Raw genomic sequence first — 21,151 nt, forward strand, 5'->3', positions numbered from 1 at the left:
GTCTCCGGTCGGATGTCGGATGCGGGGTGGCAGCGTTCAGGGGAGCGGAAAGATCGCGTTGATCTGCCCGGTGCCCGAACTCGCGAAATAGTCGGTGACGATCTCGACGGGCTTGTCGTAACGATCCCAGCCGAGCAGGCCGAGCAGCATCGCCGTGTCGTGCATGCCGCCTTCGCCGTGGCAATGCGTGTTGTACTCGGGCAGCATCGCGCAGAAGGTCTTGAAATCGCCCTGCTTCCACAGCTCGACCACGCGCAGGTCGACCTGCCGGAAGAATTCGCGGCTGATCTGGTGGATCGATTCCTCGGGGCTGCCGTTGTCGTTGAAGCGATGCGACAGCGAACCGCTCGCGAGGAAAGCGACATTCGAATCGCTGTTCTCGATCGCTTCGAGCAGCGCCTCGCCGAAGCGCCGGCTTTCGTCGAGTGTGTGCCACATGCACCAGCCGGCGATCGACACGACCTTGAAGTGCTGGTCGCCGTTCATGTAGCGCATCGGCACGAGCGTGCCGTATTCGAGTTCGAGGCTGTCGATCTCGTGTGCGCGCGTCGCGATCCCGCGCGCGCTGGCCGTCTCGGCGATCAGCCGGCCGAGCGCCGGGTTGCCCGGGTACGCGTACTGCATGTCGCGGATGAAATGCGGCAGCTCGTTGCTCGTGTACGTCCCCGAGAACCGCGCGTTGCAGTTCACGTGATAACCCGCGTTGACGAGCCAGTGCACGTCCGACACGACGATCGTGTCGACGCCGAGCGCGCGGCAGCGCTCGCCGATCAGTTGATGGCCGCGGATCGCCGCTGCGCGGCAGCCGTGATGCCTGCCGGGCATTTCCGACAGGTACATCGACGGCACGTGCGTGATTTTCGCGGCGAGGGACAGTTTGCCCATCGTTCAAGTCTCCATATCGTTCTTGCAGCGAAACGACCCGCGCCCGTCACACGCCCCAGCGCGGAATGTGATGCGAACCCATCGAGATGCACACGTTCTTGATCTCCGCGAACACCTCGAAACTGTACTCGCCGCCCTCGCGCCCGGTGCCCGACTCTTTCACGCCGCCGAACGGCTGGCGCAGGTCGCGCACGTTCTGGCTGTTCACGAACACCATCCCGGCCTCGATGCCGCGCGCGAGGCGATGCACCTTGCCGACGTCCTGCGTCCAGATGTACGACGCGAGGCCGTACGACGTGTCGTTCGCGAGACGCAGCCCTTCTTCCTCGTCCTCGAACGGGATCAGGCACGCGACCGGCCCGAAGATCTCTTCCTGCGCGATGCGCATCCGGTTGTCGACGTCGGCGAACACGGTCGGCCGCACGAAGTTGCCGTTGCGCAGATGGTCGGGCATGCCCGCCGGCTTGTCCGCGCCGCCCGCGACCACGCGCGCGCCTTCCCGCTCGCCGATGCGGATATAGCCCGTCACCTTCTCCCAGTGCTGGCGCGTGATCATCGCGCCGAGCTGCGTGGCCGGATCGGATGGATCGCCGACCACCAGGTTGTTCGCGCGGCGCGAAAATTCCTGCACGAAGCGGTCGTAGATCGTGCGCTGCACGAAGATCCGCGAGCCCGCGGTACAGCGTTCGCCGTTGATCGAGAAGATCGTGAACAGCGACGCGTCGAGCGCACGATCGAAATCCGCGTCGTCGAAAATCAGCACCGGTGACTTGCCGCCGAGCTCCATCGAATACTTCTTGAGGCCCGCGCGCTCCATGATCCGCTTGCCCGTGACGGTGCCGCCGGTAAACGACACTGCCCGCACGTCCGGATGCCGCACGAGCGCGTCGCCGGCGGTCGCTCCATAGCCCTGCACGACGTTCAGCACGCCGGGCGGAATGCCGGCTTCGAGCGCGAGCCGGCCGAGCTGATCGGCCGTCAGCGGCGACAATTCCGACATCTTCAGCACGGCCGTGTTGCCGAGCGCGAGGCACGGCGCCGTCTTCCACGTGGCCGTCATGAACGGCACGTTCCACGGCGACACCAGCGCGCACACGCCGACCGGCTGATACAGCGTGTAGTTCAGCATCTGGTCGTCGACCGGATAGGTGCGCCCATTCGTCTGCACGCACACTTCCGCGAAGAAATTGAAGTTCTCGGATGCGCGCGGAATCAGCTGCTTGCTCGTCTGCGCGATCGGCAGGCCGGTGTCCTGCGTCTCCAGCGCCGCGAGCATCGGCACGTTCCTCTCGATCAGCTCGCCGAGCTTGCGCATCAGCTTCGCGCGCTCCTTCGCCGGCGTGTTCGCCCATTTCGGGAATGCTTCCTTCGCCGCGCGCACGGCCGCGTCGACTTCGGCCTCGCCCGCCGACGCGACGTCGGTGATCACGTCGCCCGTCGCGGGATTCAGCGTCGTGAAGGTCTCGCGGCTCTCGACTTCGCGGCCGTCGATCCAGTGCTTGATGGTCATGGGTTCTCCTTGGGCGACGGGCTCAGCCGGCGCGATAGTAGTCCGCTTCGGCGACGATCGTGTTCACGAGCCGGCCGACCCCTTCGATTTCGGTCACGACCTCGTCGCCCGGCTGCGTGTCCGCCAGCCCCTCGGGCGTGCCGGTCAGGATCAGGTCGCCCGGCGAGAGCGTCATGAAGCTGCTGATGTGCTCGATCAGCGCCGGCACGTCGAAGATCATGTCGCGCGTGCTGCCGCGCTGCGTCTCCCGGCCATTCACCGTCGTGCGCAAGCTCAGGCCGCCCGCGTCGCCTATCTCGTCGCGGCTGACGAACCACGGCCCGAGCGGCGTGCAGGTGTCGCGGTTCTTCACGCGCAGGTTCGGGCGGTAGTAGTTCTCGAGATAGTCGCGGATCGCGTAGTCGTTCGCGACCGTATAGCCGGCCACGTAGTCGATCGCCTGCGCGCGGCTCACGTTGCGCGCGGGCCGGCCGATCACGACGGCCAGCTCGCACTCGTAGTGCATGTGGGTGGCATCGGCCGGACGCACGGTGCGCGACCGGTGGCCGATGAACGTGTTCGGCCCCTTCAGGAAGATCAGCGGCTCGCTCGGCGCGTTGAACGCGAGTTCCTTCGCGTGGTCGGCGTAGTTGAGGCCGAGCGCGAACGTCGTGCGCGGCGCGACGGGCGGCAGCCATGCGACCGTCTCCTCGGCAACCACGCGCCCCGTGTCGAGGCGGATCGCGCCGTCGCCGGCCGGCTCGGCCGCATGCAGTGCGCCGTTGTAGATCACGCGCGCCGTCTTCATCGTGCCTCCTCCGCAATCAGCGTGTGCCGCAGCGTGCCGATGCCGGCCGCGGCGATCTCGATCGTACTGCCCGCGCGGGCGCGCGGCGCGCCGCCGGCGACGCCGAGCAGCAGCACATCGCCGGCGTCGAACGACATGAAGGCCGTCACGTCGGCGATCAGTTCGCGCACGGGGCGAATCAGCGTCGCGGTCGACGCCGATGCGGCCACCTCGCCGTCGATCCGCACGGTCAGTGCTAGCGCGTCGACATCGGCCAGCGCGGCGGCCGGCACGATCGCCGGGCCCAGCGGGCAGAAGCCGTCACGGCACTTGAAGCGCACGGCCGGACGGTAGTAATCGGGATGCGGCACCGACACGTCGCTCGCGAGCGTGAAGCCGCGCACATAGTCGAGCGCCTGTGCAGCCGGCACGCGCGTGGCGCGCCGGGCGAACACGACGGCCACCGACGCGCCGATCTCGAGCGCATCGACGCCGGCCGGCACGACGACGGCCGCGCCGTCGGCCGCATGCGTGTTGGCCGGCTTGATGTAAAGGATCGGTGCCTGCGGCGGGCGGCCGTACGGCGGTGCGTTCACCGCATCGCCGAGCGCGTCGAGCGCCGCGCGCTCATTGAGCAGCGCACCGTAGACGGTACCGATGGCGACCGGCAACGGCGGCGCCGCGGCGGTCGTGCAACACAGCTCCATGCGTCATTCCCCTGCCGCGCGTCGCGGCGCATCGTCAATACTTAATATCTTAAGTAAACAATCGGGCACTGGCAACCTCGATTACCCTGATACGCGAAATTCACCACCTTCGGCTGTTAAGATTGATGCGTCCCCGTCCACAGTCCACCCCGATGAACCGTACGCTCGACCATCGCAACCTGGCCATGCTGCTGCTCGAGGCCCGCGAAACGCTGATGGGCCTGTTCCGCCCCATTCTCAAGGAATTCGCGCTGACCGAACAGCAATGGCGGATCATCCGCGTGCTCGACGGCGAACCGGCGCATGCGCTCGAAGCGGGACAGATCGCGCGGCGCTGCTGCATCCTGAGCCCGAGCCTCACGGGCGTGCTGGAACGGATGGAGCGCGACGGGCTGATCACGCGCACGCGCGCGCAGGAGGATCAGCGCCGGCTGCTGGTCAGCCTGACGCCGCAAAGCAGGAAACTCGTCACGGAAATCGGTCCGCGCATCGACGAGCAATACCGGCAGCTCGAGTCGCGCTTCGGCCAGGACGGCCTCGAAGACATCTACCGCGCGCTCGATCGGCTCATCGAACTCGGCGGCAACGCGTGAAGATGGTGCCCGCTCCCGCCAGCCGCGGGAACGGGCACCGGTACCACGCGGGCGGTCAGTGCATCGCGCCCCGCATCAGCTCGGTCACGGCGACGCCGCGTGACGTGCGCATGCATTCCTCGACGTAATCGATGAACGGCAACGGCTCGAAATCGATTTCGTCGCGCACACGGCTGTTGTCGAACACGCGATCGACCGTCGCGAATTCCGCGCAGCGCTGCAGCGCCCGGCCGATCACGCGCTCGAGTGCCGGATCGGGCCGCCCGAGCACGTCGCGCACCACCAGCGGCAGCTCGGCCGGCGCGCACGCCGCGTAGCGCGGCGCCCCCGTCATCCCCGCCGCCTCGTCCATCGCGCGCACGATCTGCGCGACCTGCGGCGCCTCGTCGCCGGCCGACACGTGATAGAGATCGTGCGCGAGCGTCGGCTTGACGGCCAGCAGCATCGTCGCGCGCGCGACATCGTCCACCGACACGATGTCGATGCGCGTCATCGGCCGCGCGGTGAAGCGGCGCGCGGCATGCGCAAGCCGGAACATCCAGAATGAATTCGGCGCGGGCCGCGTGCCGAGCACCGTGTGGCCGACGACATGCGACGGCCTCACGACGACGAGCGGCAGCCCGAGCGCGCGCAGGCGCTGCTCCGTTTCCGCCTTCGCATGCAGGTAGTCCGCCGCGAGCACCGCACCCGGCAGGCCTTCGCCGTGTTGCGCGACATCGTTCGCCGCGTCGTCCGCCACGACTTCTTCGTGCACGATGCCGCCGCGCCCCGCATGCGCATAGGCCGTGCCGACGTATACGAAGCGCTGCAGACGCGGCGCCCGTGCGAAGCGTTCGGCGAAGCGCACCGAATCGGCGATGTCCGCCTGCAGGTGCGCGCCGTCGGCCGGCGACGCATGGCCGGCGCAGTGGATCACGTGCGTCGCGCCGGCGAGCCGAGGCGCGTCGGCGCCCTGCCACACGTCGCCGAGCGCGCCGACGATCACGTTCGCGTCGGTCAGGCGCGACGCCCAGTACGGCGTCAGCCCCGCGCGCAGCGCCGCTTCGCGCAGCCGCGCGACGGCGTGGCCGCGGTCCTGCGCGCGCACGACGCACACGATGCGTTCGAGCAGCCCTGCATTGACGAGCGCCGTCAGCACGGTACTGCCGATGAAGCCGGTCGCGCCGGTCAGCACCAGCCGTCCGACGTTCGCCGCCGCGACCGGTGCGCTGGCCGGCGACACGAGGCTCGTCCGCCAGTTCAGCGACAACGCGGTTTTCCAGATCAGCACGATAGTCTCCTTCGAAGAGTGGGCCGGACGGCGCGGCGCCCGCGGTTGCGGGCTGCGCTCGGCATACCGGCCGGACCGGGGCTGACGCGCGCCCCGGCAGTCCCGATCGGGCGTGCGGCCCGCGATCGCGTCGATTGCGCCTCTGGCACGAGGCGGCGGCAACCGCCGAGGACGGGCGTCCGCGGCACAGGATCGGGAAGTTCCCAGTGTGGGGCCCGATCGCGGGCAAGTCTGTCCCGAAAGTTTCGTGAAAGTGTGCCGATTTGTACGCGATTGTTGGAGTGTGTCGTTCCGGCCGCGCCGTCAAAACGCTGAAACATCGGGTCGGACCACATTCTGGCGGCGCCGGATTGCGTAGTCGGCACGGGTTCGGCGGCGGCCCGCGCGCGACAGATCGACGCGCCCCCGGCCATGTCATCCCATATCTCGATCGTCACCGAGGCACGCGCCGACACCGAAATCGCCGATGCCACGCACGTTTGCGCGCGCTGCCGAAATGTCCGTGAATCGTCAGACGTCGTTTCATCTGAAACCGCAATGGACTCGATATGGATCTATTGCGGATTATCACTTGCGTTTCACACCAGTCTATCTAGACTGTTCAAGTCCAAACGGTCAAATTCGTCCTTTCTTCCAGGAGACGATCCAATGCGCCTCACCATTCGAATTAATGGCAGCGAATCGGCAACCCGGCAATCCTTCGCGGTACTGTGGGTGGATACCGACGAGGGACTGTGGTCGCGTGAGGCACATCAGGGCATCGATCTTCCGACGTGGGGCAAGGTCCGCGACGTCGAGGGCGCAATGGCGCTCTGCGCGGCCGACGGCGGGAAAGCCGTATGCCAGTTGAAGGGGCTGTCGTTCGGTGCGACGCAGCGCGAACAGGGCCTCGCCGTGCTCGCCGGCAATCACCCGGGCGCGTGGCGGCTGCAGGCCGTCGATCGCTGCACGACCCAGCCGGAATACCGGGAATTCATTTCCGTCGCCCGATAGAAAATTTTTTACGTAAATCGTCTGCGGTTTTCGGGTTTATTCCAGTTTCAGAGATAGTCATTTCGATATTCAGCATTAACGGCGCCTCATTCTGGGGCGCTTTTTATTTTCCGCCATTAAAGAAATAACCGAGGGCCGGGCAATTGATCGCATACCGGCGGCGGCCGCGATCGACCGGTAGCGAATACCGCATGCCCGGATCGACACGCCGTCGATCGCCCGTCGTTCATCGTCTGCGGCGGCGGCGAAAATCCGCTCGCGCCCCACCTTTCCAGCCTCCTTTTCAGCGCTTTGCCGGATGGCCCCGCCCGCCTTTTCACGGGGCCGGAACATACTTTCCCCACACGGCGTTTACTCATTTATTACAATCGCATTATTCAGACTGACCTGCCGCCGCCCGGCGGCCCGACCCGGCCCTTGCATGAGCGTGAAAAAGAAGACCCACCCCGCCGACCCGTACTCGGCCGCGACGAAGAATCCGATGCTCGCGTCGCGCCTGCCGATGTGGCGCTCGAAACTGGTCGTGATCGTCGTGTTCCTCGCGTTCGCCGCGCTGCTTGCGCGCGCCTTCTGGGTGCAGGTCGCGAACCAGGATTTCTACGTCGGCCAGGGCCAGAAGCGCTACCAGCGCACGATCGAGCTCGACGCGATGCGCGGGCGCATCGTCGACCGCAACGGCGCGATGCTCGCGGTCAGCCTGTCGACCTATGAAATCTGGGCGAACCCGAAACAGGTCGCCGATACCGACTATCCGCAGATCGCGAAGCTGCTCGACCTGCCGCTCGTCGAGGTCAAGCGGCGTCTCGGCAACGACAAGACGTTCGTGCTGCTCAAGCGGCAGGTCGACGCGGACACTGCGGGCCGGCTCGACAAGCTCGCGATCGACGGCATCACGCAGATCGCCGATTCGAAGCGCTTCTACCCGGAAGGCGAATCGGCCGCGCACGTGGTCGGCTTCACGAACGTCGAAGACAAGGGCCAGGAAGGCGTCGAACTCGCGGCGAATGCGCGCCTGTCGGGCACGTCCGGGCAGCGCGAGGTGATCCGCGACCGGCTCGGCCGCATCGTGTCCGACACGCGCCCGCTCGTTCCCGCGCAGCACGGCGCGACGATCGAGCTGACGATCGACCGCCGGATCCAGCAGCTCGCGTTCAGCCAGCTCAAGACGGCCGTGATCGAGAACAACGCGGTGGCCGGCAGCGTCGTCGTGCTCGATGCGCAGAACGGCGAAATCCTCGCGCTCGCGAACTACCCGACCTTCGACCCGAACGACCGTGCGCGCCTCACGGGCCAGCAACTGCGCAATCGCGCGGTGATCGACACGTTCGAACCCGGCTCGACGATCAAGCCGCTCGTCGTCGCATTGTCGATCGACGAGCGCAAGGTCACGCCGAACACGATCATCAACACGTCGCCGGGCACCTACAAGATCGGCCCGGCCGTGATCCACGACACGTCGAACCACGGGTCGCTGACGGTGTCGCAGGCACTGCAGAAGTCGAGCAACGTGGCGCTCGCGAAGCTCGCGCTGAACCTGCCCGCCGAAACGATCTGGAACAAGTACCAGGAATACGGGATCGGCCGCGCGCCGGAGCTGACGTTCCCGGGCGTCGCGTCGGGCCGGCTGCGCGGCTACAAGCGCTGGCGGCCGATCGAGCAGGCGACCATGGCGTACGGCTACGGGCTGTCGATGTCGCTGCTGCAGATCGCGCAGACCTACACGGCCTATGCGGGCGACGGCACGCTGCACCCGGTGTCGCTGCTGAAGAACGGCACCGACCAGCAGACGATCGACGCGCATCGCGGCCACCGCGTGACGTCGCCGCAAACGGCCGCGTCGATCCGCTCGATGCTGGAGATGGCGGTCGGCGAAGGCGGCACCGGGCGCCGCGCGCGCGTCGACGGCTACCGGATCGGCGGCAAGACGGGCACCGCGCGCAAGCAGGTCGGCGCGACCTATGCGAAGGGCAAGTACCGCGCGCTGTTCGCGGGGATGGCGCCGATGAGCAACCCGCGCCTGATCGTCGCGGTGATGATCGACGAGCCGCGCGGCAAGGGCTATTACGGCGGCACGGTGGCCGGCCCGGTGTTCGCGTCGGTCACGAGCGGCTCGCTGCAATTGCTCGGCGTGCCGCCCGATGCGCCGGTCGAGCCGGAGAAGCCGCAGCCGGCCAAGGCGGTTGCACCGCTGAAGACGGTCGAGGCGCCGAAGGCGGCGGCCCAACCGAAAACGGCTGCGGCGCAGAAAGCCGCCGCGCCGGTGAAGACGGCCGCACAGTCCGGCACGATCGTGCCGACGAAGGCGGCGGCAAGCTGAAGCCGCCCGGCGGGCGACGTGAAGCCGTCGCCGCCCTGCCCGGTGCGCGGCGCGATGCCGCGCGCCGTCAATGTGCCGCCGCCGCGACCGGCTTCACCATCCGGCCGAGCACATGCTCGGTCATTCCGCGCGCGAGTTCGGTCTCGCCCATGAACACGGTGCCGATGCCCTCGCTCGACAGCAGCGCGGCCTCGTCGCCGCTGTTCGTGCACAGCACGACCTCGAGCGTCGGATTGAGCGTGCGCGAGATCTCGACGATCTGCCGCACGTCGAACACGTCCGGCAGCGTGACGACCAGCATCCCGGCGCGCGCGATATGCGCCTGCACGAGCACGATCGGCTCGATCGCGTCGCCGGACACGGCCGCGATGCCGTCGGCACGCAGCTTCTCGACGAGCTCGCGGTTCTGCTCGACGACGACATACGCGATCCCGCGCTCGTCCAGCGCATGCGCGATCCGCGTGCCGACCTTGCCGTAACCGACGATCACGACCTGCCCGGTCAGGTGCGTCTGCGGCGTCGACATCGGCAGCGCGGCGAGCGGATCGTCGCGCGCCTCGAGCTTGCGCGCGAACGCCGAATGCTTGCGGATCCACGCGAGCGCCGGATCGATCATCGCGAACAGCAGCGTGTTCATCGCGATCGAGATCAGCGCGACCGCCAGAATCAGGCTCTGCCCCTCGGCCGACAGCAGCCCGAGCGCACGGCCGAGCCCCGCGAGGATGAACGAGAATTCGCCGATCTGCGCGAGGCCCGCGCCGACCGTCAGCGCGGTATTCAGCGGATAGCGGAACGCAATCACGAGCGCGACCGCCGCGAGCGTCTTGCCGACCAGCACGATCGCCGCGACCTCGATCACGTGCAGCGGCTCTTCGATCAGCACCTTCGGGTCGAACAGCATCCCGACCGAGATGAAGAACAGCACCGAGAACGCGTCGCGCAGCGGCAGCGTCTCGTCTGCCGCGCGCCGGCTGAATTCCGACTCGCGCATCATCATCCCGGCGAAGAACGCACCGAGCGCGAACGACACGTCGAACAGCTTCGCCGCGCCGAACGCGATGCCGACCGCGGCCGCAATCATGCACAGCGTGAACAGCTCGCGCGAGCCCGTGCGCGCGACGAGCCACAAAATGCGCGGGAATACGCGCTTGCCGACCACGAGCATCAGCGCGATGAACGCCGCGACCTTCAGCATCGTCACGCCGAGCGTGCCCCACACGCTGCCGCCGGCCGCCTGCAGGTCGCCGGGCGGCGTGCCGCCGAGCAGCCCCGCGACGGGCGGCAGCAGCACGAGCACCAGCACCATCACGAGATCCTCGACGACGAGCCAGCCGACCGCGATGCGCCCGTTGACCGTCTCGACGAGCCCGCGCCCTTCAAGCGCGCGCAGCAGCACGACGGTACTCGCGACCGATAGCGCAAGCCCGAACACGAGCGCCGCACCGAGGCTCCAGCCCCACGCGAGCGCGAGCCCGCCGCCGAGCAGCGTCGCGACGGTAATCTGCACAACGGCTCCCGGCAGCGCGATCTTGCGCACCGCGAGCAGGTCGCCGAGCGAGAAATGCAGGCCGACGCCGAACATCAGCAGCATCACGCCCACTTCGGCGAGCTGCTGCGCGAGCGACAGGTCGCCGACGAAACCGGGCGTGCCGGGGCCGATCACGATCCCGGCGAGCAGATAGCCGACGAGCGGCGGCATTTTCAGCAGCGACGCGAGGTAACCGAAGATCATCGCGAGACCGAAACCGGCCGCGAGCAACGCAATCAGGCTGACGTCATGGGGCATCCCCCCTCCCGAGTTCTTGTAACTATTTAGTAAGGTTCAAGAATGGAAGGATAAGGGATGAGGCGGAACAATGGCGCGCCGCCGCGAAAAATTCACGCGGTGGCGTGCCTTTGCGGGGTGCAACCCCGGTGGAACGGCAAGCGCCGCGCGGGCTCGGCGGCGCCTTGAAGCGGCTCGGACAGGCGGGGCCGGCGCCCCGCCGCCCCATCAGCGCGACGCTTGCGGGAACCGCGCGCCCGGCGGCGGTTCGGGGCGGGTCGACGGCACGCTCTTGCGCACCTTCGCGACCTGCGCGGCCGTCACCGGCGCGCCCGTGTTGCCCCAGCTCGTGCGCACGAAGTTCGACACGTCCGCGACTTCCTGATCCGACAGGCGCCAGCCGAACGGCGGCATCGTGAAGGTCGACGGCGCGGTGTGCGTGCCCTGCAGCGCGCTGCCCTCCAGCACGACGTGGATCAGCGACGTCGGATCGCCGCCCTGCACGACCGGGTTGCCGGCGAGCGCCGGGAACACGCGCGTGTAGCCGTGGCCGTCGCTGCGGTGGCATGCCATGCAGTTGTCGCGATAGACGGCCGCGCCCGGCTTGCTCGCGTCGCCGGCCTGCAAGGCCTTCGCGGCGGCCGCGTCGTACACGTGCGGCTGCTCGCCCTGCACGCGCGGCGGCAGCGTCTTCAGGTAGCGCGCGATCGCATTCAGGTCGTCGTCGGTCATGTGCTGCATGCTGTGGCCGACCACGTCCGTCATCCCGCCGAACGCTGCCGTGCGCAGCGTGCGGCCGGTCTTCAGGAACTGCACGATCTCGGCTTCCGTCCACGTGCCGAGCCCGGTGCGCGGCTCGCCGCGCAGGCTGGTCGGCACCCAGCCGTCGATCGCCGCGCCGCCGGCCAGGAAGTCCGGGCCGTCCGCATCGGTCAGCCCGCGCTCCTGCATCGTCGGCGCGCGCGGCGTGTGGCACGCGCCGCAGTGGCCGAGCCCCTGCACGAGATACGCGCCGCGCGCGACCACCGGGTCGGTGTACGGCACCGCGTCGAACGGCTTCGGCGACGGCGCGAACATCTTGCGCCAGATCCCGAGCGGCCAGCGCATCGACAGCGGCCACACGATGTCGACCGCGCGGTTCTCGTGCTCGACGGGCGCGACGCCGTGCATGAAGTACGCGTACAGCGCCTTCATGTCGTCGTCGGTGAGGCGCGCATAGGACGGGAACGGCATGGCCGGATACATCGTGTCGCCGTTCTTGCGCACGCCCTCGCGCACCGCGCGGGTGAAGTCGTCGAACGTCCAGCCGCCAAGCCCGGTTTTCGGGTCCGGCGTGATGTTCGTCGAATAGATTCCGCCGATCGGCGTGTCGAACTTCAGCCCGCCCGCGAACGGCTTGCCGCCGCTCGCGGTGTGGCACGCGATGCAGTCGCCCGCGCGGGCCAGGTATTCGCCGCGCTTGACGAGGTCCGCGTCGGCGGATCGGGCCGCGGGCGCGGCTGCCGGGCCCGAAGCCGCCGCGGGCGCAACCGCCGGTTGCGCGAAAGCCGCGGTGCCCGCGAGGCCGAACGCGGCCCAGGCCGCGCCGGCCGCCAGCGCGCGCCGCACCGGGGAAAGGCGGCGCGCGGCGTTGTGGTTCATCGTCCTCTTCATGCGGTCACCAGCGGAGCGGGATTCTTCAGGTATTGCTCGCGGATCGCGCGTGCCGACCAGTAGGCCAGCGCCGCGATGATCCCGGTCGGGTTGTAGCCAATGCCCTGCGGCAGCGCCGACGCGCCCATCACGAACACGTTGTGTACGTCCCAGCACTGCAGGTAGCGGTTCAGCACGCTCGTCTTCGGGTCGGTGCCCATGATCGCGCCGCCGACGAGGTGGGTCGTCTGGTACGCGCGCGAATCGAAGTGCTTGCCGAACTCGCGCGTCGACACGCCGATCGCCTTCGGCCCCATCGCCTCCGCGATCTTCTTCATCTGCCCGGTCACGTACTGCGCCATCCTGATGTCGTTGTCCTTCCAGTCGAAGGTCATCCGCAAGAGCGGCTGGCCGTACGAATCGCGATAGGTCGGATCGAGGTCGAGATAAACGTCGCGGTACGACATGTTCGTGCCGTGCGCGTCCATCGAGATCGTGTGCGCGTAGTAGTCCTTTACGGACTTCTTCCACGCCGAGCCCCACTGCGGCGTGCCGGGCGGCGTCGCGATGCCGCTGATCGGCTTCGCGCCGGCCTGGTTCACCCACAGCGGCGAGCCGCCGACGAAGCCGAGCGGGCCGTGGTCGAAGTTGTCCGCGTTGAAATCGTCCACCGCGACGCCGTTGCCGCCCGCGCCGATGAACGGGTTCGTGTAGGTGTCCTTGTCGAAGAACGCCTTGATCGTCGACAGGTTCTGGTACGCGAAATTGCGGCCGACCACGCCCTCGCCGGAGATCGGGTCGTAAGGCTTGCCGATGCCCGACAGCAGCAGCAGGTGCACGTTGTGGTACTGGAACGCGGCCACGATCACGAGATCGGCCGGCTGGTGCACTTCGCGTCCGGCCGGGTCGACGTAGGTGACGCCCGTCGCACGCTTCTTCGTGTCGTCGAGGTCGACGCGCAGCACGTGGCACTTCGAACGCAGCTCGAAGTTCGGCGCCTGCTTCAGCGCGGGCAGGATGTTCAGGTTCGGCGACGCCTTCGAGTACATGTAGCACGCGTAGCCGCTGCAGTAGCCGCAGAAATTGCACGGCCCCATCTGCACGCCGTACGGGTTCGTGTACGGACCCGACGTGTTCGCCGACGGCAGCCGGTACGGATGCAGGCCGAGCGACTGCGCCGCATCGAAGAAGCGCTGCGCCGAATAGGTATTGAGCTGCGCGGGCAACGGGAAGTTGTTGCTGCGGTTCGCCTCGAACACGTTGCCGTCGCCGACCACCTTGCCGCCGACCTTGTACGCCTGCCCCGACGTGCCGAACACCTTCTCGGCGAAATCGAAATGCGGCTCGAGCTCGTCGTAGCTGACGCCCGTGTCCTGGATCGTCATCCCTGCGGGGATGAACTTCTTGCCGTAGCGTTCTTCATAGTGGCTGCGCAGGCGCAGCTCTTCCGGCGTGATCCGGAAGTGCACGCCCGACCAGTGCAGCCCCGCGCCGCCGACGCCCTCGCCCGGCAGGAACGCGGCGAGCTGCCGGTACGGCAGCGCGGTGTCCTGCACGCCGTGGCGGATCGATACGGTCGTCTTCGACAGGTCCAGGAACAGCTTCTTGCGGACGTTGTAGGTCAGCTCGTCGATCGTGTTCGGATACGCGCCGTCCGGATAGGTGTCGCGATACTCGCCGCGCTCGAGCGCGACGACCTTCAAGCCCGCTTCGGTCAGTTCCTTCGCGAGAATCGCGCCGGTCCAGCCGAAGCCGACGATCACCGCATCGACGTGCGGCTTTTTCTCTGCGGCCATCAGCTGCGCTCCCCGTTGATCGAGACGGGGCCGTACGGATAGGGCTTGCCGTTCTGGTTGACGAAATCCATGAAGTCCGCGCGCGCGCCCGGAAAGCCGATCATCTTCCACGCGGCCATATCGTGATTGCCGCCGTGCACCGGGTCGCAGAAGTAGCCTTCGCGCGTGTTCTGCAGCAACTGGCCGAACAATACGCCAGGCGGCACGTCGTCGATCTGCGCGCCGCCCTTCTCCAGCGCGCCGAGCACGGTGTCGCGCGTCGGCGCGTCGAGATCCGCGAACGCCTTGCCGTGGGTCTTTTCGCAATAGCGGTTGACGGCCGCGATGCCGAGCCGGTAGATGTCGCGCGGCACGAGCTTCAACTGGTAGCCGAGCTCGGGCACGCCCTGCTGGAACGGCCCCTGCATGTACCACGTCGCACCGTGTGCGTACGGCGTCTCCATCTGGCGGTCGATGAATTCGGGCACGCCCGATTCGAGCGCGCCGGGACCTTCGGCGTCGGCCGGAATCAGCCGGTCGACGGCGGCCCGGACGAACGCCCACTCCTTCGCATCGAAGAAGGTCGGCTTGTACGGGGCGCGTTCGGCACTGGCCGAGGCGGCGGGCGCATTGCCGGCCGTCGTCGCGGATGGCGACGACGCGCGCAGGTCGCAGCCGGCGACCGACGCGATCGGCACGAGCGCGACCGACGTGCGCAGGAAACGGCGGCGCGAGTTGGGTTTGTCAGGTGGCGTGGACATGTCGGATGTTGATCGTTGGGGATCGGGGGCCGGACGCGCGCATTCCGCATGCGGCGGGTCCGGCACGGCAGCCATGCCGCATGCAGCTGGCCGTCCTGTTCATTCGTGTGTTGCGAACAACCTCGATGCGGACACCGGCCGCGCGATGCGCGGCGGCGCCGTCATGCAGCCGCGTGCGTGCCGGTTCCGGCGGCGCGGATCGACCTCTTTGCGGGCCTTATCGTCGGACAAATACCGGCCTGTCGGCCTGGACCTGCCCGCCATCGCCATGACCGTGATTCAAACTGGACGCCGCGGTTGCCGCAGCAAGCGCGACGCGCGCGCCCCTCCTTCGGGTCCGGCGACGAGTGCCGCGAATTATATATGGAACCGGTTCCATTGCTAGATAATTCGATGCAATTCAATGCATCGAAAATTGCAACAATTGAAAAATCCGGAACGCCACACGTTCTTCGTCGCCGAAAACGGCGTATGGCTGACCGATGCCGTGCCGGCCGAATATCTCACGCAGATCGACACGCCGGCGCGCTGAGCCGCACGCCGCTCACCACGGCCAGAACATCGACGCGAGGGACAGCGCGAGTGCCGCGCAAAGCGGCGAGTAATACAGCGTGTCCATCCGCGCGAAACGCGACCCGCGAACCCGCTTGAAGAAGCCGACATAGCGGAAATCGCCGACGGCCCGCACCGCGAAGATCAATGCGAGCGCAACGACCGCGAATGCGATCGTGCCGGGATACGCGTTCCGCCCCAGCCAGCCGGCACGCGCGGCGACCACGCATGCGCCGGCCAGCAACGCCGCCGCGACGGCAAACGTGCCGACGGCGGTCGGCCGCAGCAGCGGCATGCCGTCCTGTTCCGGAATGGCCGCACGCTTGCCGAGCCGCCCGCCAAACGCCCAGTAGACGTGAACGAGCGCGATCGCGCAAAGCGTCGGCACGCTGAAATACGCGCCGGTCATGTCGGTAAATATCCTCGTCTCGTTGTTTCGTTGTTTTGCCGGAAGATTCCGGCACGCGGCCCCGGCCCGCGACACGCAAGACGATACCGAAACCCGGCAGTGCGCGCATTGCGACGTCCGGTCGCAACCCGCCGCATTGCGTGCTGCGGTGCAATGCGCAGGCATCGTCGAGCCGGCCGCCCGCTTGACTTCCCTCCGCGCGCTACTACGCTGGTATTCCAGTACTGCGGTCGGCATGCCCCTGCGCAACCGGCCGCACGCGCATCGTTCGCCGCGCGGCGCACATGCACGACAACGATAACGAAGGCCATGGAGGCGACTCATGCTGATCGGTGTGCCGAAGGAGATCAAGAACCACGAATACCGCGTCGGCCTGACGCCGGCCGGCGCGCGCGAACTCACGCGGCACGGCCATACCGTGCTCATCCAGCGCGGCGCGGGCACGGCGATCGGCCTGCTCGACAACGACTACACGGCCGCGGGCGCATCGCTTGGCGACAGCGCCGGCGAAATCTTCGCGCGCGCCGACATGATCATCAAGGTCAAGGAGCCGCAGCCGGCCGAATGCGCGATGCTGCGGCGCGGCCAGATTCTCTATACCTACCTCCATCTCGCGCCCGATCCCGGACAGGCGGCCGCGCTCGTGAAGTCCGGCGCCGTCTGCATCGCGTATGAAACCGTCACGGGGCCCGGCGGCGGCCTGCCGCTGCTCGCGCCGATGAGCGAGGTGGCCGGACGCATGTCGATCCAGGTCGCGGCGACCCACCTCGAAAGCCCGCGCGGCGGCCGCGGCCTGCTGATGGCCGGCGTGCCTGGCGTGCCGGCCGCGCATGTCGTCGTGCTCGGCGCGGGCGTGGTGGGTACCGGTGCGCTGCAAATGGCGGTCGGCCTCGGCGCGCGCGTCACCGTGCTCGACAACAACGTAAACCGCTTACGTCAGCTCGACCTCGTCTTCGCCAACCGGATCACGACCGTCTGCTCGAATGCGCATACGATCGACGAAGCCGTGCGCGAAGCCGACGTCGTGATCGGCGCGGTGCTCGTGCCCGGTGCATCGGCGCCGCGGCTCGTCACGCGCGACATGATCGCGACGATGCGCACGGGTGCCGTCGTCGTCGATGTCGCGATCGACCAGGGCGGATGCTTCGAGACATCGCATGCGACAACGCATGCGGACCCGACCTTCGTCGTCGACGGCGTCGTGCACTACTGCGTCGCGAACATGCCCGGCGCGGTCGCGCGCACGTCGACCTTCGCGCTGAACAACGCGACGCTCGGGCATGCGCTCGCGCTCGCCGACAAGGGCTGGAAGCAGGCGATGGCCGACGATCCGCACCTGCGCGCGGGCCTGAACGTCTGCGACGGGCACATCACGTACGAAGCGGTCGCGCTGGCGCTCGGCCTGCCTTATGTGCCGGCCGCCGGCGTGCTGGCGTGATATGAACGCACGGCTGGCAGCACGCGCTGCCACCCGTCTTCACGCGCCCTTCGACCGGATCCGCTTCGACCCGCCGCCCCCGCCCATCGTGCGCGCGAGCAGCGGCCGCAGTTGCGCGAGCGTGCGCGTGTTGAGCACGTCCGGCCGCGTGAGCCAGCCGCGTCGCGCCTGATCGACGCCGTACGCGAGGTTGTCGAGTTCGTCGGCGCTGCACGCATCCGAGCCGATCGCGACCGGCACGCCGGCCTTCGCGGCCTCGCGGCACCAGATGTCCGGCAGGTCGAACCGCCGCGGCTGCGCATCGAGTTCGACGAAGCAGCCGCGCGCCGCGGCCTGCGCGATCACGCGCGGCACGTCGAGCTCGCATGCGTCGCGCTCGCCGAGCATGCGGCCGGTCGGGTGCGCGAGTATCGTGAAATGCGGATGGTCCATCGCGCGCAGCATGCGGTCGGTCTGCGCGGCGCGCGACAGGTCGAAGCCGTCGCGTACCGCACCGACGACGAGATCGAGCCGGCCAAGCATCGCGTCGGGCACGTCGAGACTGCCGTCTTCAAGAATGCCGGCTTCCACGCCCTTGAGCAGCACGAAATCGTCGAACGACGCATTGATGCGATCGATCTCGTCGAGCTGCCGCGCGAGCCACTCGAAGCCGCTGCGGCCGCCGTCGGCAGACGGTGCCCGGTCGGTGACGGCCAGGTACGCGAGCCCGCGTGCGCGCGCCGCGTCGGCCATCGCACGCAGGCCGTCGCGGCCGGCCGATGCGTTCGTATGCGCATGCAGGTCGCCGTGGATATGCTTGCGCTCGACCAGCGCCGGCAGCGTGCCCGCGCGCGATGCGTCGATCTCGCCGCGATTCTCGCGCAGTTCGGGCGGCACGACGTGCAGCCCGATTGCATCGTAGACCGACGCCTCCGTCGTGCCGGCAATCCGCTCGTCGCCGCGAAACACGCCGTATTCGTTGATCTTCAGCCCGCCGGCCTGCGCGATCCTGCGCAGCGCGATGTTGTGCGCCTTCGATCCGGTGAAGTAGACGAGCGCCGCGCCGAACGCATCGGCGTCGACGACGCGCAGGTCGACCTGCAACCCGCTGTCGAGCACGACGCTCGACTTCGTCTTGCCGTGCGCGAGCACGCGCGCCACCTTGTCATAACCGACGAACGCGTCGGCGACGGCAACCGGATCGCGTGCAGTGGCGAGAATGTCGAGATCGCCGACCGTCTCGCGGCGGCGGCGAAAACTGCCGGCCGGCACGACCTTGCCAACGCCTGCCACCGCGCGCAGGCGTTCGAGCAACGGCGTCAGCGATTGCTCGGCATCCGGCAGCAGGAAACGCTGCGGTTCGCGCTGCAGGCGATCGTCGATCGCTTCGAGCAGATGGGCTTCGGTTTTCGCGCCGAAGCCCGGCAACTCGCGCACGTGCCCGCTCTTCGCTTCGACGCGAAGCTGTTCGAGCGAATCAACGTGCAGTGCGTCATGCAGCGCCTTCACGCGTTTCGCGCCGAGCCCCGGTACGTCGAGCAGTTCGACGATCGCGCCCGGCAGCGCGTGGCGCAGCGTTTGCTGCAGTTCGCAGGTGCCGGTCGCGGCGATCTCGCGCAGCTTCGACGCGAGATCGGCCCCGATCGACGGAATCTTCCCGAGATCGTCGCCGTTCGCGATCATCGTCGGAATGTCGCGCCCGTAGTCGGAAATCGTACGCGCGGCGTTGCGGTAGGCACGCACGCGGAACGGATTGGCGCCCTGGATTTCAAGCATGTCCGCGATCTCGGCGAACACGGCCGCGCACTCGGCATTGTGGATCGGCATGATCGGCGTGGCTCCCTTCCACGTGGATGGCGCCGCACGCGTGCGCGACGGCGTCTGCCCGCCCGGCGCCGCAGGTCGACGCCGCCGGGCGCCCGTTCGTCATCCTACGCCGGCCGTGCGTCGCGTGCAGCGCGTGGAGCACGAAAACGGGCTCGGGATCGCGAGCGCGACCCCGACGTCAGAGCGATGCGCGCGGTGTCGTCGCGTAGCGTCGCTCGTAGACCGACTGGCAGTGCGTGCAGCGCTCGGCGGTCGGGCGCGCGAGCAGACGCTCATAGCCGACCGGCGCATCGCAATCGATGCATTCGCCGTAGCTGCCGTCGCGCATCCGCAGTTGTGCGCGTCCGATCGCACGCAGTTCGGTCAGCTTCATGCCGATCAACGCATGATCGACGTCGACGAACAGATCCGCGTTCGCCTCGTCGCCCTCATCCGGCGACGCGCCGGCAAGGTCCGCATAGGATTCCGACGCGCGCTGGTCTTCGCTCGTGCGGATCTCCGCACGCAGCGTCTGCTCGCTCTCTTTCAGCCGCTGTTGCAGCATCTGCCGTTGTTGTTGGTCGAGCGCCATGGCCGTCTCTCCTGTTCCGGGTTCCGCGCGGAAAGTGTGGCGCGCGGTGTCGCGCCGGAGCGCGGCGGATAGACACGACCGGCGCCGCCGCGCCCGGATATGCGCCCGGACGCATGCAGCGCCGGATGCATTCGACGCAGGATAAACCCATTGAACACGCGTGTGTTGACCGGAATCAGCGCGGCGCTCGCCGCATGCTTGCGGAAACTGGGGACGGACGCGAAAACGCGCCATCGCCGGATTCGTCTGATGCAATCGCCGCGAAGGATCGCTCAATCTGCAGCGCAACATGACGTCATCGCACGTCAGGCATCGGCACGAACGATGTCGAGCAATGCGCGCGCCGAGCGCTGCCAGCTGTAACGCTGCGCATGCTCGCGGCCCATCGTGCGCAGCCGCGTACGCAGTTCGGGATCGTCCATCACGCGCGCGATCGACGCCGCGATATCCGGCGGCGAATACGCGTCGCAGAACAACGCCGCTCCGCTGCAGACTTCCGGGAGTGCGCCCTCGTGCGACACGACGACGGGGCAGCCGCACCGCATCGCCTCGAGCGGCGGCAGCCCGAATCCTTCGTATAACGATGGAAAGACGAAGCAGCCCGCGTGCTCGTACAGCGCCTTCAGTTCGCCGTCGGTCACGTAGCCGGCCCACGTGATGCATGGGTCGTCTTCGCGCAAGCCGGCTGCCCTTGCGCCGAAGATCTTCGCATTGGCGCCGCCCGCGATCACGAAGCGCAACGTCGGATGCGACTCGCGCATCAGCGCGATCGCGGCAAGCGCGCGCACGAGATTCTTGCCGGGCGCGAGCGACCCGACGAACAGCACGTAGCGGTCCGTCTCCAGATTCAGCCGCGACAGCACGCCGGAGTCGGCATCGATCCGGTCGATATGATCGACTGCGCCCGGCACGACCGACAGGCGTGCGGGCGGCACGCCAAGCCGCGCGGCCAGCCGCGCCCGCGAAAAATGCGAGACCGTCACGATATGGCGCGCGCGCCGTTTCAGGATCGAGAACGCAAAGCGATACCACAGACGGAACGCGAGCGAATAACCGGCCGGCAGATCGAAAATCGCCGCATCGTGAATCATCAGCAGTTGATCGCGCTTCGCCAGCGGCCCGATGTTGCACAGGCTCAGCAAGGTCCGGCCGCGCGTCGTGCGCGGCAGCGTCCATTGTTCCCACAGCGCGCCGTGGCGGCGACCGGAGGCTTGCGACCGCACGCCGGCCGGCAATGCCGCCGGATCGTGATCGGACGGCACGACCAGCGCCGGCGCATCGTCGGCGTTCGCGATGCGCGCGAGCTCGGCCGTCAGTTCGTATGCCACCCGCTGAACGCCCGTCATGCGCTGCGCAGTGAATTTTCCGTTGATTGCGAGGCCGCGCAACCGCGCGGTGTGC

18 protein-coding genes are annotated in these 21,151 nt (G+C 68.0%); 4 read left to right on the plus strand and 14 right to left on the minus strand.

All coding sequences use genetic code 11. The features are described 5' to 3' along the window. Window positions 1-36: 36 nt before the first annotated feature. Genes hpaD through DM992_RS19115 form a run of 4 tightly spaced genes read right to left on the minus strand, consistent with a single transcriptional unit; the run spans window position 37 to window position 3,868 of the window. Window positions 37-885: a 3,4-dihydroxyphenylacetate 2,3-dioxygenase gene (hpaD, locus tag DM992_RS19100; protein ID WP_111018185.1), complete on the minus strand. Its 849-nt coding sequence runs from the start codon at window positions 883-885 to the stop codon at window positions 37-39. A 46-nt stretch (window positions 886-931) separates the two neighbouring features. Then, window positions 932-2,395 carry a 5-carboxymethyl-2-hydroxymuconate semialdehyde dehydrogenase gene (gene hpaE, locus DM992_RS19105; protein WP_111018186.1) on the minus strand — a complete coding sequence of 488 codons (1,464 nt, stop codon included), beginning with the start codon at window positions 2,393-2,395 and terminating at the stop codon, window positions 932-934. A 22-nt stretch (window positions 2,396-2,417) separates the two neighbouring features. Continuing rightward, window positions 2,418-3,182, minus strand: a complete 765-nt coding sequence (locus DM992_RS19110; RefSeq protein WP_111018187.1) for a fumarylacetoacetate hydrolase family protein — start codon at window positions 3,180-3,182, stop codon at window positions 2,418-2,420. Then, window positions 3,179-3,868 (minus strand): fumarylacetoacetate hydrolase family protein, encoded by a 690-nt coding sequence (locus DM992_RS19115; RefSeq protein ID WP_111018188.1) that lies wholly within the window; start codon window positions 3,866-3,868, stop codon window positions 3,179-3,181. Before DM992_RS19115 ends, DM992_RS19110 begins: the two co-directional genes overlap by 4 nt. A 152-nt stretch (window positions 3,869-4,020) precedes the next feature. On the opposite strand from DM992_RS19115, the gene hpaR reads away from it, so the two are divergent. Continuing rightward, window positions 4,021-4,461 (plus strand): homoprotocatechuate degradation operon regulator HpaR, encoded by a 441-nt coding sequence (hpaR, locus tag DM992_RS19120; protein ID WP_034179682.1) that lies wholly within the window; start codon window positions 4,021-4,023, stop codon window positions 4,459-4,461. Window positions 4,462-4,516: 55 nt separating this feature from the next. Here the strand turns inward: hpaR and DM992_RS19125 are convergent, their stop codons facing one another. Next, window positions 4,517-5,731, minus strand: coding sequence for an SDR family oxidoreductase (locus DM992_RS19125; RefSeq protein WP_111018189.1), 1,215 nt, complete (start codon window positions 5,729-5,731; stop codon window positions 4,517-4,519). Between the two features lie 648 nt (window positions 5,732-6,379). Here DM992_RS19125 and DM992_RS19130 point away from each other — a divergent pair. Then, window positions 6,380-6,724, plus strand: coding sequence for a DUF3564 family protein (locus DM992_RS19130; RefSeq protein WP_111018190.1), 345 nt, complete (start codon window positions 6,380-6,382; stop codon window positions 6,722-6,724). Window positions 6,725-6,799: 75 nt separating this feature from the next. On the opposite strand, the gene DM992_RS41715 is transcribed toward DM992_RS19130, so the two are convergent. Beyond that, on the minus strand, window positions 6,800-7,057 hold the full coding sequence (locus tag DM992_RS41715) for a hypothetical protein (RefSeq protein WP_162631692.1): 258 nt from the start codon (window positions 7,055-7,057) through the stop codon (window positions 6,800-6,802). Window positions 7,058-7,145: 88 nt separating this feature from the next. On the opposite strand from DM992_RS41715, the gene DM992_RS19135 reads away from it, so the two are divergent. Beyond that, window positions 7,146-9,041, plus strand: coding sequence for a penicillin-binding protein 2 (locus DM992_RS19135; protein ID WP_111018191.1), 1,896 nt, complete (start codon window positions 7,146-7,148; stop codon window positions 9,039-9,041). A gap of 67 nt (window positions 9,042-9,108) precedes the next feature. Here the strand turns inward: DM992_RS19135 and DM992_RS19140 are convergent, their stop codons facing one another. The 5 genes from DM992_RS19140 to DM992_RS19165 all read right to left on the minus strand — a co-directional run bounded on the left by DM992_RS19140 (window position 9,109) and on the right by DM992_RS19165 (window position 15,935). After that, window positions 9,109-10,827, minus strand: a complete 1,719-nt coding sequence (locus tag DM992_RS19140; RefSeq protein WP_111018192.1) for a cation:proton antiporter — start codon at window positions 10,825-10,827, stop codon at window positions 9,109-9,111. Window positions 10,828-11,034: 207 nt separating this feature from the next. After that, on the minus strand, window positions 11,035-12,459 hold the full coding sequence (locus tag DM992_RS19145) for a cytochrome c (RefSeq protein ID WP_111018193.1): 1,425 nt from the start codon (window positions 12,457-12,459) through the stop codon (window positions 11,035-11,037). Further along, window positions 12,456-14,234 carry a GMC family oxidoreductase gene (locus DM992_RS19150; protein WP_111018194.1) on the minus strand — a complete coding sequence of 593 codons (1,779 nt, stop codon included), beginning with the start codon at window positions 14,232-14,234 and terminating at the stop codon, window positions 12,456-12,458. Before DM992_RS19150 ends, DM992_RS19145 begins: the two co-directional genes overlap by 4 nt. Further along, window positions 14,234-14,974, minus strand: a complete 741-nt coding sequence (locus DM992_RS19155; protein WP_111018195.1) for a gluconate 2-dehydrogenase subunit 3 family protein — start codon at window positions 14,972-14,974, stop codon at window positions 14,234-14,236. Before DM992_RS19155 ends, DM992_RS19150 begins: the two co-directional genes overlap by 1 nt. Window positions 14,975-15,518: 544 nt before the next feature. Continuing rightward, window positions 15,519-15,935, minus strand: coding sequence for a DUF3995 domain-containing protein (locus DM992_RS19165; RefSeq protein ID WP_072436652.1), 417 nt, complete (start codon window positions 15,933-15,935; stop codon window positions 15,519-15,521). 322 nt (window positions 15,936-16,257) lie between these two features. On the opposite strand from DM992_RS19165, the gene ald reads away from it, so the two are divergent. Then, complete coding sequence (gene ald / locus DM992_RS19170) at window positions 16,258-17,373, plus strand: alanine dehydrogenase (RefSeq protein WP_111018196.1); 1,116 nt, start codon at window positions 16,258-16,260, stop codon at window positions 17,371-17,373. A gap of 39 nt (window positions 17,374-17,412) precedes the next feature. Here ald and polX read toward each other — a convergent pair whose 3' ends face one another. From polX to DM992_RS19185, 3 genes are all read right to left on the minus strand, one after another. After that, window positions 17,413-19,179 carry a DNA polymerase/3'-5' exonuclease PolX gene (gene polX, locus DM992_RS19175; RefSeq protein ID WP_111018197.1) on the minus strand — a complete coding sequence of 589 codons (1,767 nt, stop codon included), beginning with the start codon at window positions 19,177-19,179 and terminating at the stop codon, window positions 17,413-17,415. Between the two features lie 178 nt (window positions 19,180-19,357). Then, window positions 19,358-19,750 (minus strand): TraR/DksA family transcriptional regulator, encoded by a 393-nt coding sequence (locus tag DM992_RS19180; RefSeq protein ID WP_111018198.1) that lies wholly within the window; start codon window positions 19,748-19,750, stop codon window positions 19,358-19,360. A gap of 305 nt (window positions 19,751-20,055) precedes the next feature. Beyond that, window positions 20,056-21,096 (minus strand): glycosyltransferase family 1 protein, encoded by a 1,041-nt coding sequence (locus DM992_RS19185; RefSeq protein ID WP_239511455.1) that lies wholly within the window; start codon window positions 21,094-21,096, stop codon window positions 20,056-20,058. Window positions 21,097-21,151 lie beyond the last annotated feature (55 nt).

Origin of the sequence: Burkholderia sp. JP2-270 (assembly GCF_003233675.1) — a bacterium.
Lineage (GTDB): Bacteria > Pseudomonadota > Gammaproteobacteria > Burkholderiales > Burkholderiaceae > Burkholderia > Burkholderia pyrrocinia_C.